We start from the raw sequence: 14884 nt of genomic DNA, 5'->3' as shown, positions 1-14884 counted from the left end.
CCAACGTTACCTTCCGCCGTGCCCTGGCGTCCGGCGGCGGGCGGCAATGGCGTCGACCACAAGGACCAGCATCAGCAGGAACGCCAGCGGCAGCCCGTACAAGGCGGTTGAGGTGACCCACACCGGGGCCACCGCGTTGTTGAAGGCCATGGCCATCACCGCTCCGACGGCGGCTAGCGAGAGCGCGGCAACGGCGGCGGCCAGGATCAACAGGGGCCGCCGGAAACGCTGAGGTGTCATGGAGGCAACGCTAACAGCCCGGCTTCGCCCGCGCCTCAAACCGTCAAAGTGGCCAAGGCAGGATAACCTTGGAGGAACAGACCAACACGGTCCTGGCAGTCACACCCTGAACCCGCATATCCATGCGGATGCGCTGACCGCCGGCCGCGTCCCCCGTAGAACGAAGAAGGTTGATTACGTGCCCACCGGCAAGGTCAAGTGGTATGACAAGGAAAAAGGCTTCGGCTTCCTCGCAGGCGAAGACGGCCAGGAAGTGTTCCTGCCCAAGTCCGCACTCCCCGAAGGCGTGACGGAGCTCAAGGCCGGAACCCGGGTGGAGTTCGGTGTGGCCGACGGCCGCAAGGGCGCCCAGGCCCTGGGCCTGCGCGTGCTGGACAAGACGCCGTCCATTGCCAAAGCCAAGCGGCCCAGCGCCAAGGACCTCGCGCCGCTGGTGCAGGACCTGGTCAGCGTGCTGGACAACCTCTCCGGAACGCTGTCCGCGGGGAAGTACCCGGAAGGCAACAAGGCCAAGGCCATTGCCGCCGCGCTTCGTAAGGTCGCCGACGAGCTGGACGCGTAAGGGCCCGCGATGACTCCGGAACCTGAACAGAACGCCGCCGCGACGGCCGGTGCGGCCGCCAAGGCCGCCGGCGCCAAAGCAGGATCCAAGCCGCGGTACGGTGTCCCCGTCTGGCGCACCGGCAAGCCCGATGCCTTCCTGGCCGCCGCGGTGGACGCCGCACGGACCGCCGTGGAAAGCATCGCCCCGGCCGAGCAGATCGGCCGGCACCTGGGCGCCAAGAGCGAGGGCGACCGCCTGGTGACGCACCTTTTCGAGTCCAAGCTGCCCGGCTACGGCGGCTGGCAGTGGTACGCGGTGCTCACGCGCAACTCCCGGTCCAAGGTTGTCACCGTGGACGAACTGGGCCTGCTGCCCTCCGAGGATTCGATCCTGGCCCCGGAGTGGGTGCCGTGGGCTGAACGGGTCCGCCCCGAGGACGCGCAGCAGGACGACGACGCCGCACCCGCCTCGGGTGCCGCGACGGAACCGGCCGCCGACGACGACGCCGCACCCGCCTCGGGTGCCGCGACGGAACCGGCCGCCGACGACGACGCCGCAGAGGCGCCGGCAGTGCCCGAGGACGGCGCCGGAAGCGGGGCGGCGGAGGACGATTCCGCCGTCGAGGCCGACTAGCGGTTTGGCACCGTTCGGGGGACTGCGGCGGAGGGTTTGGACATGAGGTCCACCTTCAAATCACTGCACATCCTGAACTACCGGATCTGGTTCATCGGCGCCCTGGTCTCCAACATCGGGACCTGGATGCAGCGCACCGCGCAGGACTGGCTGGTCTTTGACCACCTGAGCGACCAGGACGCCGGAGCCATGGGCATCACCATGGCCCTGCAGCTGGGCCCGCAGCTCTTCCTGGCCCCGGTGGCCGGGCTCGTGGCCGACCGCTTCAACCGCAAGCAGCTGCTCGTCCTGACGCAGTCCGCCATGGCCCTCCTGAGCGCGGCGCTCGGCGCCCTGGTGCTGTCCGGCGCCGCCCAGCTGTGGCACGTCTACATCTTTGCCCTGCTGCTGGGCGTCGTCTCCGCCCTCGACGCCCCCGTGCGCCAGACCTTTGTCTCGGAGCTGGTCCGCGACGACTACCTGCCCAACGCCGTCGCCCTCAACAGCGCCTCGTTCAACGTGGCGCGGATGATCGGGCCGGCCGTCGCCGGGGTGCTCACCGTGGCCATCGGCCCCGGCTGGGTGTTCCTGGTCAACACCGTTACCTTCCTGGCGCTGCTCCTGAGCCTGGCCAAGATCCCCGGAGCCTCATTGCGGCAGCTGCCCCGGGCGCCGGCGGGCAAGGGCAGGATCCGCGAAGGCCTGCGCTACGTGCGCTTCCGGCCGGACATTGTGGTGGTGCTCGTGGCGGTGTTCATCGTGGGAACCCTGGGACTGAACTTCGTCCTCTTCATTGCGGCCATGGTGGGCACGGAATTTGGCCTGGATGCCGGGGCCTTCGGCCTGATGAATTCGATCATGGCGATCGGCTCGGTCGCCGGCGCACTACTCTCGGCCGGGCGGGGCCGTCCGCGGATGCGCGTGATATTCGGGGCGGCCGGCGCCTTCGGCCTGGCCTCCGGCCTCGCCGCGCTGGCGCCCGACTACTTCTGGTTCGGTGTGGCCCTGGTGCCGGTCGGCCTGTTCGCGATCACCATGATGACCAGCGCCAACGGCTACGTCCAGACAACCACGGATCCGGTGATGCGCGGGCGGGTGATGGCCTTGTACATGGCGATCTTTATGGGCGGCACCCCCATCGGCGCCCCACTGGTGGGATGGGTGGCCAATGTGGCCGGGGCACGCTGGTCCATGGGCGTTGCGGCCGCCTCGGGGGTGGCCGCAGCCGTGATCGGCATGGCCTGGGTCGTCCGGGCGCAGCAGCTGCGGATCGCTTTCAACCGCCGTGCCCGCGGGCTGCGCTACTTCCGGGTCGTCCCTGCCGCAAGCCGGGACGACGGCGCCGTCGAGCGCTGAAGCGTCCCTTGCCGGGGGACGCCGGCGGCGCTACTGCTTGAGTTCGCCGACGACGAAGTCGATGCACTCCAAGAGCGCGGATACGTCGTCGGGCTCGATCGCCACGAAGGTGGCGATACGCAGCTGGTTGCGCCCCAGCTTGCGGTACGGCTCGGTGTCCACGATGCCGTTGGCGCGCAGGACCTTGGCGACGGCCGAGGCGTCAATCGATTCATCGAAGTCGATCGTGGCGATCACGTTGGAGCGGTCCTCGGCCCGGGCCACAAACGGCGTGGCGTAGGGGGAGGCCTCGGCCCAGCGGTAGATGCGGCCGGCCGAGTCGGCGGTCCGCGCGGCGGCGAAGTCGAGGCCGCCGTTGGCGTTGAGCCACTGCACCTGCGCATCCAGGGTCACCAGGGTGGCCAGGGCCGGGGTGTTGTAGGTCTGGTTCAGCCGGGAATTGTCGATGGCGGTCTGGAGATCGAGGAAGTCCGGAATCCAGCGGCCGCCGGCCTTGACCCGGGCGGCCCGTTCCAGGGCGGCCGGGGAAAACAGGCCCAGCCAGAGGCCGCCGTCGGAGGCGAAGTTCTTCTGCGGGGCGAAGTAGTACACATCCGCCTCGGCCACCTCCACGTCCAGGCCGCCGGCCGCGGAGGTGGCGTCGACCAGGACCAGGGAGCCTTCGTCGGCGCCCGGCACACGCCGGACCGGGGCAGCAACACCGGTGGACGTCTCGTTCTGCGGCCAGGCGTAAACATCGACGCCGGCCTCGGCCCGGGCCTCGGGGCGCGTGCCCGGCTCGGAGGTGATGATCGAGGATTCCGCCAGGAACGGCGCCTTATTGGTGGCGGCGGCGAACTTCGAGCCGAACTCGCCGAAGGACAGGTGCTGTGCCTTGTTCTCCACGAGGCCGAAGCTGGCGATGTCCCAGAACGCCGTGGATCCGCCGACGCCGAGGATGACCTCATAGCCTTCGGGGGCGCGGAAGAAGTCGCTGAGCCCGGTCCGGACCGACCCCACAAGGTTCTTGACCGGAGCTTGCCGGTGCGAGGTGCCCAGCAGCGTCTCCGCCGCCGCGGACAGGGCCTGGATCTGCTCCGGCCGGACCTTCGACGGGCCGGCACCAAAGCGGCCGTCCTTGGGCAGCAGGTTCGCGGGAATGGTGATGCTGGTGTCGCTCACAGTGGCTCCAATTGTCGGCTGGGTGCGTGGCGTGGCCCGGGCGGATCGTGCGTGGGCTGCGGCCGGGGACCTGCCCTTATTCTGCCCGACGGTCCCGGGCAGGCAGGAAAATCGTCCGTCACAGTCCGGTCATTGAGACGGCCCGGGCGCGGCTGTCCCGGTGTGAGGTCCGCAGATTATCCGGAGTAATTCAAAATAGGCTAGGCTGTGCGGTGATGTACGGCGGATCTCGCCGGGGCGCGTCCCGCACGCGGTACCGTGGGAATGACGCAAGGACGGCGCTCGAGGAGCTGAGCTGAATGACGGATCTGATCGATACCACCGAGATGTATCTTCGGACCATCCTGGAACTTGAAGAAGAGAACATCGTCGCCCTCCGCGCCCGCATCGCCGAACGGCTCCGTCACTCCGGCCCCACCGTGTCCCAGACCGTCGGCCGGATGGAACGCGACGGGCTGGTGGTGGTCTCCGGCGACCGGCACCTGGAACTGACCGAAGCGGGCCGCAAACGCGCCATCGAGGTGATGCGCAAACACCGGCTTGCCGAACGGCTCCTCGCCGACGTGATCGGACTCGACTGGGCCTACGTCCACGAGGAAGCGTGCCGCTGGGAGCACGTGATGAGTGAGCGGGTGGAACGGCGCATCTTCGAGATGCTGGACCACCCGACCGTGTCCCCCTACGGAAATCCGATCCCAGGGCTCGCCGACCTGGGCGGACTCCCGCAGGCGGAGGCCGCGGACGGCGTGGTCAACCTCCTCGACGCCATGGCCGGCTACGGCGCAGACTCCCGGATCACCGTGAGCCGCCTGGCCGAGCCCATCCAGGTGGAACCGGAGCTGCTGGTCCAGCTCGACGAGGGCGGAATCCGCCCCGGCGCCCGGGTCTCGCTCGAACGCGTGGGGGAGTACATCTCGGTCCGGGTCCCGGACATCGAGGGGGCCCTCGAACTGCCTCCCGAAGTCGCGGCCCACGTCTTCGTTACGCTCGGGTAACTTGTTCGGACCGCCGTCCTCAGGACCGGGGCCAAGTTGTGCACAGGCTAGATAACGAAATTATTACTGCCTGCCTTAATCGCCTATAGTTGATAACTGGCACTGATACTAAAGCGTTATCTGATCCGAAGCCGAGCTCTGCCAGCGGATCAGTCGGCGAGTCACCTTCTGGCAGAGGCGGGGGAACCACTAACGGCTGTTGATCCAACAGCCTTGGGGTGAAGTCCGCTAGCGGCAAGCAACAATCCACGAGGGCGCCCTTGGATGACCCTGTGTCTGGATGCTTGCACCGGCGGACCGGGTCTTTGATCTCTCTGACCCGAATCCGACAGCTAACTTCGCAGGCTATCCAGAGAGGAACCGTACTTGACCACCCAGACCGTCAGGGGCCGCCGTCGTGCGACCGGTCCCGCTCCGGAGCCGCGCCCGGCCGCCGTCGTAACCGTCGAGCGCCCCCGTGACGCGCACCGCGACGAACGCCGCGGCCGGCGGAGCGCCTTCCGCCAGATGACAGACTTCGCCGCCGTCAGCGGCGTCGGGCAGAAGGCCGGCATCGCTCTGGCGGCCACCGGACTGGTCCTGACCGTCACCGTCCCGGCCACCGGCCCGGTGATGGCCACCGACGCCGCCAAGACCGGCTCGGTGTCCGCCGCGGCACAGCCCGAGGTCAAGGCTTCGGCCGCCCAGATCGACTTCAACCGCACGGCTGTCACCACCAAGGGCGACCCGGACGGCAAGCTCAAGCAGCTGCTCAGCGCCCAGTCCGCCAGCACCATCACCCGTGCGGCCTCCGCCGGCAGCCTCGGGCACCCGCTGGACACGATGGTCTCCGCCTCGCCGTTCGGCTACCGGATCAGTCCCATTACGGGCGCCGTCGGAGAATTCCACCGCGGGCAGGACTACGCCGCCCAGTGCGGCACGCCCGTGCATGCCGCGGCCAGCGGCACCGTAACCTTTACCGGCTGGCACCCCTACGGGGGCGGCAACCGGGTCGTGATCGACCATGGCAATGGCCTGGAGACCACGTACAACCACTTGTCGTCCTCAACTGTCCGCGTGGGCCAGCAGGTTTCCCGCGGCGATGTGGTGGCGATGAGCGGCACCACCGGCGCCTCCACCGGCTGCCACCTCCACTTCGAGGTGATGGTCAACGGGGAAGTCGTTGACCCGCTGGGCTGGCTCTAAACCGAGCCGAGGGATCACTCGCATTTCTGTGACACGCCGTGATCTGAATGTGACATTGAGTCCCAACTGCTGTACCGTATGAAGCACGCCAACTTCTCCGAAGTTGGCGCTCTTGAGTGGATTGCCTAACTCTGCCACCGCTCAAGGTCCGTTCGCATGACATCGTCTGGCAGGGGCGGGGGAACCAATTTTGGTCTTCGCAAGAAGGCCTTGGGGTTAAGTCGCAAAGCTTCCCAGGAAGCAGCGCGGCCGGGTGACTCCCATCCGAATCCGACAGCTCACCTCGTAGGCATTGGGAGAGGCTACTTTCGTGTCTTCACGCCACAATGCTGCGCGTTCTCGCGCTGGCGAGGCTCAGTTGAGCCCGCTGAACTCCATGCTCCGCGCTGCCCTTGTCGGCGCCCGGACTGGATCTCACAACGCAGTTCCCGCTTTTGGCGCGTCTTCGCAGTACACCCTTCGCTAAAGAAACCCGTTTCGGGGCGATCCGGCGTACCCCCAAGATGCCGGAGCGTCCTCAGTCCCGCCTGAAATGAGCGCGGACAAAAGGATCACGAAAGAGAGAACTGAATGACTACTCGTGCAACCATTGCACGCCACCGCGCGGAGGTCACCAAGACCAACTCGCTGGCTGTCATTGCTAAGGCCGTCGGCGACAACGCCGGTGGTATGGGTCGCCAGGCCGCGGTTATCGCTGCAGCCTCCGGCCTGGTACTGACCAGCGGTATCGCAGCCAACGCTGCCGAGACCAACGTTCAGCGCGAGTCCACCTCCGCTTCCGCCCTGGAAGTGCAGTCCACCGCACCGGCCACGATCTCCGCGGCCTCCAGCATCGCGATCTCCTACGAGAAGCCTGCTGTTACCACCGCACCGGCCCCCGTCGAGGCTTCCAAGCCCGTCGTGAAGGTCAAGGAAGCTGCTGCTTCCACCGGCAACGCGGTGACCGCCTCGCTGGCCACGAAGGCTCCGGCTGCTGTCAGCGGCATGGGCGCTTCGATCGCCGCTGCTGCCTACGCGCAGATCGGTGTCTCCCAGGACTGCACCATGCTGGCCACCAACGCGCTGGCCGCAGTGGGCGTCAACTACCACGGCTGGCCCGCAGGTTACCTGTCCCTGGGCCGCACCGTGAGCGCCGCCGAGGCTCAGCCGGGCGACCTCGCCTACTACCAGAACGGCGGCATGGGCATGGCCCACATCGCTGTTTACGTCGGTAACGGCATGGCCGTCCACGGCGGTTGGAACGGCGGAACCACCGCGCTGTACAGCGTCAACGTCGGCTCCGGCCCGGTCTTCATCCGCGTCGGCGGCTAGGACTGGCTCCCGGTGTCCGCCGGAAGCATTGTGAAGGACCCCTGCCAGGCGGCAGGGGTCCTTTGCGTTGTACCAGGCGGGTTGCCCACCCGCGCCCGCCCCGCCCCCGACCTGCAGGCGGATTCCGCCGCCGGACCTGCTGGCCGCCCCGGCCGCGGGGCGCGGCGCGGGGCGCGGCGAAATAAAATTCGGTAAACCGGGCCTGCGGTGTTTACTCTTGTGGTGTCGATCCATAGCCCGACCATGCACAGGGCAGCCGGCCCTCGTGCCCCTGGCGGGTGCGGCCGTGAAGAGGTATGCGGATGCGCACTCTCGTTCTGAATGCTGGATATGAACCGCTGGCGGTAGTTACTTTCCGCCGGGCGCTGGTCCTTGTGCTGACAGGTAAGGCCAGTGTGGTGGCCGAAGGCGACGATCCCGTGGTGGGCCCGCAGGACATTCTCGGCCGGCCCACCGTGATCCTGCTGAACCGGTACATCAGGCCCCGTTACAACACCCTGACGGCGGTCAGCCGCAGGGGGGTGCTGCGCCGCGACAACCACCGTTGCGCTTACTGCGGCAAGGCGGCCCATACCATTGACCACGTCCAGCCCAAGTCCCGGGGCGGCGCGGATTCATGGGAAAATCTCGTCGCCGCCTGCCTGCGCTGCAACAACGCCAAAGGGGACCATACCCCCGGGGAAATGGGCTGGAAACTCGGCTTCGTCCCCGGTCCGCCCAGGGGCACCATCTGGCAGATCAAGGAATTGGAGAAGCCCACCCCGGCCTGGGACCCGTTCCTGCTTCCCGAAAAGGCACACTGAGCCTCCCGTCCTGACGCCCGGCGCGGGCCGCTGCGGCTAGGCTGGGCGGGTGGAATTCGACGCCGTAATCCTCGCCGGGGGCAGGTCCTCCCGGCTCGGCGGCGTGCCCAAGGCCCGCCTGACGGTAGCCGGCGCCACCTTGCTGGAGCTGGCCCTCAAGGCGGCCGGCGGAGCCCGCCGGATCGTGGTGGTCGGGCCGGACACGGGCGGCCTCCCGCCCCAGGTGCTCAGCTGCCGCGAAGAGCCCCCGTTTGCCGGACCCGCCGCCGCCATCGCCGCAGGCCTCGCCGCCCTGGCCGGGGCAGACGCCGGTGCCGGGGAACGTACTGCCGGCCGACCCGCGGCCCACACCTTGGTGCTCGCCTGCGACATGCCGCGGGTGGCCGCCGCCGTCGGCGCCCTGCTGGCGGCGGCGGACGGCCCGGCCGAAGGTCCGGGCGGCGGCCGCGACGGGGTCATGGCCGTGGCGCGGGATGGACGCTCCCAGCCCCTCGCCGGTCTTTATCGCACAGCCGCGCTACAACGCGCCGTCGGCGACGCGGCCCGGCGCAACGCGCTCGAGGGGGGCTCCGTCTTCGCCCTGCTTGCTAGTCTTGAACTGCGGACGGTTCCGGTTCCGCCGGGGTCCACCGACGACGTGGACACCTGGGATGACGCTTCCGCCCTGGGGGTTTCAGACCCCGGTCCAGGCCGGCCCGGCAACGGGCGGCCGAATTCGACTTTGGAGGCAAACGGTGAAAAGCCAGGATGAGACGCTGGAGGACTGGTGCCGGGCACTGCTCCAGGCCCTGGAACTCGAAGACGTCGAAATCGACATTAACGAAGTGCTGGGACTGGCCGGCGTGGCCGCGCACTCCGTCGTCCGACCCGCAGCTCCGCTGACCACCTTCATAGCCGGGTTCGCTGCCGGACTGGCTTCCGGCTCCGGGCAGGCGCCGGACAGTGTGTCCATGCAGGCCGCCATGGGCGTGGCCCGGAAACTCGCGAAGGACTACGCCGCCGCCGAGGCACCCGGGGCATGACGCCTGAGCCGCCCACGAGCAGTACCGGCGCCGAGGACGGCGCCTCCGGCGACCCGGCCGAGGCTCCGCACCGGCACCTTGCGCACGGCTGGCAGGAGGCACGGCAGCTGGCCTTCGACTGCGCCACCCCCATCCCGGCCGCGCCGGTGCCGCTCCGGCACGCCCTCGGGCGGACGCTGGCGGAGGATCTGACGGCGCTGCACGACATGCCGCACTACGCCTCCTCCGCGATGGACGGCTGGGCGGTCAACGGCAGCGGGCCCTGGATCCTCGCCGAGCCCGGCCAGCGGCTGGCCCCTCACCAGGGAAGCCCCATCGCGACCGGCGGGCTAATCCCGGCGGGCGCAAAGGCCGTTCTCCGCAGCGAGAGCGGCGTCATCGCCCCGGACGAAGACGGGCTGCCGGTCCTCAAACTCGGCGGCGGGGCCAAACCCGGGGAACCGCGCAACGGCGACCACATTCGCAAAGCCGCGGAGGAGGCCGCCGTCGGCGAGGTGCTCATCAAGGCAGGCGCCGTACTCAACCCCGCCCACCTGGCCCTGGCGGCCCTCGCCGGACACGACGCGCTGCCGGTCCTCGGCAAGCCCGTCGTCCGGCTTGTCTTTACCGGTTCCGAGGTCGTCAGCAGCGGCGTCCCCCAACCGGGCGAGGTACGGGACACCTTCGGGCCGCAACTGGCCGCCGTCGTGGAAATGCTCGGCGGGATCTACGCCGGTGAGGTCAAGATCGGCGACGCCGACGCCGACTGGCTCGCCGCCCTCGAGGACACCGACGCCCCGGCGGCGGAGCGGGGCACGGCCGCCGGCGACGCCGCGGAGCCGCTGCCGGCCGACGTCGTCATCACCACCGGCGGCACGGGCCGCTCCGGCACCGACCATCTCCGGCGCACGGTCGCGGCACTGGGCGGCCGGCTGCTCATCGACGGCATCGCCATGCGACCGGGCCACCCTGCCGTGCTGGCCGAACTGCCCGACGGGCGTTTTGTGATCGGGCTGCCCGGGAATCCCCTGGCGGCCATGATGGCGCTGTCCACCCTCGGCGCCCCGCTGCTGGCCGCCCTCGGGCACCGCTCTGCCCCGCCGGTGGTTGAAGTCCCGTGCGGGACCATGATCGATCCCGACCCGGGCCGGACCCGGCTGATGCCGTTCCGCATGCTGTACGGGATGGCCTCCCCGGCCCAGTACACCGGCCCGGGCATGATGCGCGGGCTGGCCGCGGCCGACGGCGTCCTGGTGGTCCCGCCGCACGGCGTGCAGCTGGGCGAGCCGGTGCCGGCGTTCGCGCTGCCGTGGGGCGCGGCCCTGCCCCAGGCCACCCCGGCCAAGACGGCCGCGAAGCCGGCCACGAAACGTGCCGCCCGGAAGCCGGCCGCGGACGGCCCGGTGGACTGGAGCGCGCTGCTTGGCTGAGGCGCGGAGGCAGTTCATGATGGATCCAGGGGCGGGCCGCCGCGGGCGGCCGGACCCAAATGCAATGCTGATGAGGAGTATCCAATGGGCCGCGTGACACAGCGCCGCAAGGTGCACAAATTTGTCCTGGACGGCTCGCCGCAGGCGCTGGAGTTTCCGGTCCGGCACCGGGAGGACGTGCTGGCGGTCGAGGAGCCGCTCGAAATCCGTCTCGGCAGCCTCTCCTACTCCGTCACGATGCGGACGCCGGGCAGCGACTTCGACCTCGTCGCCGGTTTCCTGGTCTCCGAAGGGGTCATCTGGGAACCGGAGCAGCTCGTCTCATTGCGGTTCTGCGCCGGCGAGGATGAGGACGGAGCCCAGACGTTCAACGTGGTGGAGGCGCAGCTGCGCCCCGACGTCGTTCGGCCCGACACCGGGCGTAACTTTTTCACCTCCAGCTCGTGCGGGATCTGCGGCACCGACTCGATCGATGCCGTGCGCAAGTCCTCGCACTTCAGCCCCGCCGGCGACCCGCTGACCGTCCCGGTGGAGACGCTCGCCTCGCTGCCGGACCGGCTGCGCGAAGCCCAGGCCGTCTTCGACGTCACCGGCGGCGTCCATGCAGCGGGACTCTTCCGGATTTCCGACGACGGCGACGCCGAGTTGCTCTGCCTGCGCGAAGACGTGGGCCGCCACAACGCGGTGGACAAGGTGGTGGGTTGGGCGCTCCGCGAGGGCCTGTTGCCCCTGAGCGGCACCGTGCTCCAGGTCTCCGGCCGGGCATCCTTCGAACTGGTGCAGAAGGCCTCGCTGGCCGGGATCCCGGTGCTGGCCGCCGTCAGTGCGCCCTCCAGCCTGGCCGTGGAACTGGCCGAGGCCAGCGGGATGACGCTCGCCGGGTTCAGCCGGGGCACCACCCTCAACGTCTACGCCGGCCACGAACGCGTGTCCCCGCCGGAAGCCACCGCCTAGGCGCGCGTTGGCTTAACCGCGGCGGCCGACGTAGATTTTATCCATCGACTGGATACGCGACTCGAACTGATCACGAACCACCGGCACCAGCGCGAAGAGGATCACATTGCACGACGACCGCCGTCTCACGGAAGTCCGGCTGGACCGCTTTGTGCGCGAACGCATCACCCCCGCGGTCTACCCGCGCACCGCGCCGCTCACGCTGAGCAGCTGGGACGCACCCGGCGAACCGGTCCCGGCGCTGGAGGCACTGCGGCAACACTTCACGCCGCAGGAGCCGGGCGAGGCCTGGGGGAGGCCCTGGAGCACGAAGTGGCTGCGGCTGCAGGGGGACGTGCCCGATTCCTGGGGCAACGCACCGGACACGTCCGTGGAGATCCTGGTGGACCTTGGCTTCAGCATCGACCTGCCGGGTTTCCAATGCGAGGGCACGGCGTGGCGGGCCGACGGCACCGTGATCAAGGCGATCTCGCCGCGGAACCAGTACATTCCCTTGAAGCTGTTGGGCAGCGGGATGTCCGTGGACTTTTACGTCGAGGCGGCGGCCAACCCGGACCTGTCCCAGGGCTGGACCTTCGCGGCTACCCCCTACGGCGACAAGGCGACCGCCGGGTCCGAGCCGCAGTACCGGCTGGGCCCGATCGTCATCGCCGAGCTCAACCAGGGGGTGTGGGAGCTGCGGCAGGACATCTGGACCCTCAGCGGGCTGATGCACGAACTGCCGATGGAGCTGCCGCGCCGGCACGAGATCCTCCGCGCGCTCGAACGGATGCTCGACGTCATGGACCCCGACGACGTACCCGGCACGGCGGCTGTGGGCCGGGCGGCGCTCGCCGACGTGCTGGCCCGGCCGTCCTACGCCTCCGCCCACCAGCTCCTTGCCACCGGCCACGCGCATATCGACTCCGCCTGGCTGTGGCCGGTCCGGGAAACCATCCGCAAGTGCGCGCGGACGTTCTCCAACGTCGTCGCGCTGATGGACGAGGACCCCGAATTCGTCTTCTCCTGCTCCTCGGCGCAGCAGCTGGCCTGGATGAGGGAGTACTACCCTGAGCTGTTCGGGCGCATCCGGGAAAAGGTCAAGACCGGCCAATTCGTCCCGGTGGGCGGCATGTGGGTCGAGTCCGACAGCAATATGCCGGGAGGCGAAGCCATGGCCCGCCAGTTCCTGGAAGGCAAGAGCTTCTTCCTGGCCGAGTTCGGCGTCGAGTGCCGGGAAGCTTGGCTGCCGGACACCTTCGGCTACTCCGCCGCCATGCCGCAGATTGTCAAGGCCGCCGGGAGCCGCTGGTTCCTGACCCAAAAGATTTCCTGGAACCAGGTCAACCGGATGCCGCACCACACTTTTAACTGGGAAGGGATCGACGGCACTCGGATCTTCACGCACTTCCCCCCGGTGGACACCTACAGTTCCGAAATCAGCGGCCGGGAACTCGCGCATGCCGAGCGCAACTACCGGGACCACGGCCGGGGCACCATGTCCCTGCTGCCCTTCGGCTACGGCGACGGCGGCGGCGGGCCCACCCGCGAAATGCTCGCCGCGGCACGGCGCACCGCGGACCTCGAAGGGTCCCCGCGGGTCCGGATCGGCGCGGCCGCGGACTTCTTCGCCGCCGCCGAGGCGGAGTACCCGGGGCTCCCGGTCTGGGTGGGCGAAATGTACCTCGAGCTGCACCGGGGCACCTACACCAGCCAGGCGAATACCAAACGGGGCAACCGGCGCAGCGAACACCTGCTCCGCGAAGCCGAGCTGTGGTGCGCCACCGCGGCCGTCCGCGCCGGCGCCCGCTACCCGGCGGCGGAGCTGAAGCGGCTCTGGCGGCTGGTGCTGCTGCAGCAGTTCCACGACATCCTTCCGGGCAGCTCGATCGCCTGGGTGCACCAGGACGCCGAGCGGAATTACGCCGCCGTCGCCCGCGACCTGGAGGCGATCATCGCCCAGGCCGCCGCGGCCGTCCTGGGGGAGGGCAGCCAGGAGTTTCTGCTGAACGCCGCCCCGCACAGCCGCCTCGGTGTCCCGGCGCTCGCGGCCGCCGTCCCTGCCCGCGCCGCGGTCCCCGTGCAGGCCACGGATGCCCGGGGCGGCTTCGTGCTCGACAACGGGATCATCCGCGCCGAGGTCAACGACCACGGCCTGCTGGTCTCGTTTACGGACCACGCCAGCGGCCGCGAGGCTATTGCGCCGGGGGAGTTCGGCAACCTCCTCGAACTGCACCGGGACACCCCGAACGAATGGGACGCCTGGGACATCGACGCGTTCTACCGCCGCAACGTCACCGCACTGACCGAGGCCCGTTCCGTGACGCTGGAACGCGACGGGGACGCCGCCGTCGTTGTGGTGAAACGGCTGGCCGGCGGCTCCGCCGTGACCCAGCGGATTCGGCTGGAACCAGGCGCGCCGTCGCTGGCCATCTCCACCGCGGTGGACTGGCAGGAACGCGAGAAGCTGCTCAAGCTCGGCTTCGCGTTCGACGTCCGGGCCGACCGCTCCGCCTCGGAAACGCAGTTCGGCCACGTCTTCCGGCCCGCCCACCTCAACACCTCGTGGGAGGCGGCCAAATTCGAGATCTGCGCGCACCGCTGGATCCACGTGGCCGAGCCCGGCTACGGCGTCGCGGTCTCCAACGCCGCGAGCTACGGCCACGACGTCACCCGCGCCATCCGCGAGGACGACGGCGGCACCACCACCACGGTCCGTGTCTCGCTGCTGCGGGCGCCCAAGTTCCCGGACCCGAACGCGGACCGCGGCCCGCACGAACTGACCGTCACCGTGCGTCCCGGCGCCGCCATTGCCGACGCCGTCGAGGAGGGCTACCGCACCAACCTCGCCCCGCGGGTGGTCAAGGGGGCCCGCGGAGTGGAACCGCTTGTCTCCGTCTCCCATCCCGCCCTGGTGGTCGAAGCGGTCAAACTTGCCGAGGACGGCTCGGGCGATGTGATCGTGCGGGTCTACGAATCCCTGGGGGAACGCTCCTCCGGCACGGTTTCGGCCAATTTTGCAGCTACGGGGGTGCACACCGTGGATCTGCTGGAGCGGCCCGTGGATGCCCCGGGGGTCACCGCCCGGGACAGCGCCGCAGAACTGGCGCTGCGGCCCTTCCAGCTGGTGACCCTGCGGTTCCAGCTGACGCCTGCGGGCCAGTCGGGCGGCGGCGGAACCTACCTGCCCGTTAAACAGGCTGAGTGGGAGCGGTCCTTCCGGACCGCTACCACTCATCCCCCCAATGGCGCTTGGACGTGTCGCTCGGCTCCGTAAGACTGAATCCCCATTCACGAACCCGGCTGGCGTTTT

Annotated in this window: 14 protein-coding genes and 2 riboswitches; of the genes, 12 read left to right on the top strand and 2 right to left on the bottom strand. The window is 69.3% G+C overall.

Annotated elements, in window-relative coordinates:
* Positions 1–6 precede the first annotated feature (6 nt).
* A complete protein-coding gene (locus E7Y32_RS02230) occupies positions 7–240 on the bottom strand; it encodes a hypothetical protein (protein WP_146335654.1) in 234 nt (77 codons plus the stop codon).
* Between the two features lie 178 nt (positions 241–418).
* On the opposite strand from E7Y32_RS02230, the gene E7Y32_RS02225 reads away from it, so the two are divergent.
* From E7Y32_RS02225 to E7Y32_RS02215, 3 genes are read left to right on the top strand one after another with little or no spacing between them, the layout of a single operon-like run.
* Complete coding sequence (locus tag E7Y32_RS02225; protein ID WP_138770163.1) at positions 419–802, top strand: cold-shock protein; 384 nt, start codon at positions 419–421, stop codon at positions 800–802.
* A gap of 9 nt (positions 803–811) precedes the next feature.
* Positions 812–1417 (top strand): DUF3027 domain-containing protein, encoded by a 606-nt coding sequence (locus E7Y32_RS02220; protein ID WP_146335650.1) that lies wholly within the window; start codon positions 812–814, stop codon positions 1415–1417.
* 42 nt (positions 1418–1459) lie between these two features.
* On the top strand, positions 1460–2752 hold the full coding sequence (locus E7Y32_RS02215) for an MFS transporter (RefSeq protein WP_146335649.1): 1293 nt from the start codon (positions 1460–1462) through the stop codon (positions 2750–2752).
* 30 nt (positions 2753–2782) lie between these two features.
* Here the strand turns inward: E7Y32_RS02215 and serC are convergent, their stop codons facing one another.
* Positions 2783–3913, bottom strand: a complete 1131-nt coding sequence (gene serC, locus E7Y32_RS02210) for a phosphoserine transaminase (protein ID WP_146335647.1) — start codon at positions 3911–3913, stop codon at positions 2783–2785.
* 299 nt (positions 3914–4212) lie between these two features.
* Here serC and E7Y32_RS02205 point away from each other — a divergent pair, with 299 nt between their 5' ends.
* The 9 genes from E7Y32_RS02205 (at position 4213) to E7Y32_RS02170 (ending at position 14848) form a co-directional block, all read left to right on the top strand.
* The gene (locus E7Y32_RS02205) at positions 4213–4908 is read left to right on the top strand and encodes a metal-dependent transcriptional regulator (RefSeq protein WP_146335646.1); all 696 of its coding nucleotides are present in this window, start codon (positions 4213–4215) and stop codon (positions 4906–4908) included.
* Between the two features lie 119 nt (positions 4909–5027).
* Positions 5028–5270: riboswitch (cyclic di-AMP (ydaO/yuaA leader) on the top strand.
* Positions 5271–5274: 4 nt separating this feature from the next.
* Positions 5275–6093: a M23 family metallopeptidase gene (locus E7Y32_RS02200; protein ID WP_146335644.1), complete on the top strand. Its 819-nt coding sequence runs from the start codon at positions 5275–5277 to the stop codon at positions 6091–6093.
* A 112-nt stretch (positions 6094–6205) separates the two neighbouring features.
* Positions 6206–6399: riboswitch (cyclic di-AMP (ydaO/yuaA leader) on the top strand.
* A 264-nt stretch (positions 6400–6663) separates the two neighbouring features.
* Positions 6664–7404 (top strand): NlpC/P60 family protein, encoded by a 741-nt coding sequence (locus tag E7Y32_RS02195; protein WP_146335643.1) that lies wholly within the window; start codon positions 6664–6666, stop codon positions 7402–7404.
* 302 nt (positions 7405–7706) lie between these two features.
* Positions 7707–8207 carry an HNH endonuclease gene (locus tag E7Y32_RS02190; RefSeq protein WP_146335642.1) on the top strand — a complete coding sequence of 167 codons (501 nt, stop codon included), beginning with the start codon at positions 7707–7709 and terminating at the stop codon, positions 8205–8207.
* Between the two features lie 49 nt (positions 8208–8256).
* Complete coding sequence (locus tag E7Y32_RS02185) at positions 8257–8958, top strand: molybdenum cofactor guanylyltransferase (protein ID WP_222433454.1); 702 nt, start codon at positions 8257–8259, stop codon at positions 8956–8958.
* The gene (locus E7Y32_RS16320) at positions 8942–9229 is read left to right on the top strand and encodes a DUF6457 domain-containing protein (protein WP_222433453.1); all 288 of its coding nucleotides are present in this window, start codon (positions 8942–8944) and stop codon (positions 9227–9229) included. The genes E7Y32_RS02185 and E7Y32_RS16320 overlap by 17 nt, the downstream gene beginning before the upstream one ends.
* Entirely contained in the window at positions 9226–10638 is a 1413-nt protein-coding gene (locus tag E7Y32_RS02180; RefSeq protein WP_146335641.1) for a molybdopterin molybdotransferase MoeA, read from the top strand. Before E7Y32_RS16320 ends, E7Y32_RS02180 begins: the two co-directional genes overlap by 4 nt.
* A gap of 84 nt (positions 10639–10722) precedes the next feature.
* A complete protein-coding gene (gene fdhD / locus E7Y32_RS02175) occupies positions 10723–11592 on the top strand; it encodes a formate dehydrogenase accessory sulfurtransferase FdhD (protein WP_146335640.1) in 870 nt (289 codons plus the stop codon).
* Between the two features lie 106 nt (positions 11593–11698).
* Entirely contained in the window at positions 11699–14848 is a 3150-nt protein-coding gene (locus E7Y32_RS02170) for a glycoside hydrolase family 38 C-terminal domain-containing protein (protein WP_146335639.1), read from the top strand.
* Positions 14849–14884: the final 36 nt, after the last annotated feature.

This window comes from Arthrobacter sp. UKPF54-2, assembly GCF_007858535.1.
GTDB lineage: Bacteria > Actinomycetota > Actinomycetes > Actinomycetales > Micrococcaceae > Arthrobacter.
The sequence above is the reverse complement of the archived record's forward strand: the minus strand, read 5'-3'. Positions and strand labels throughout refer to the sequence as shown.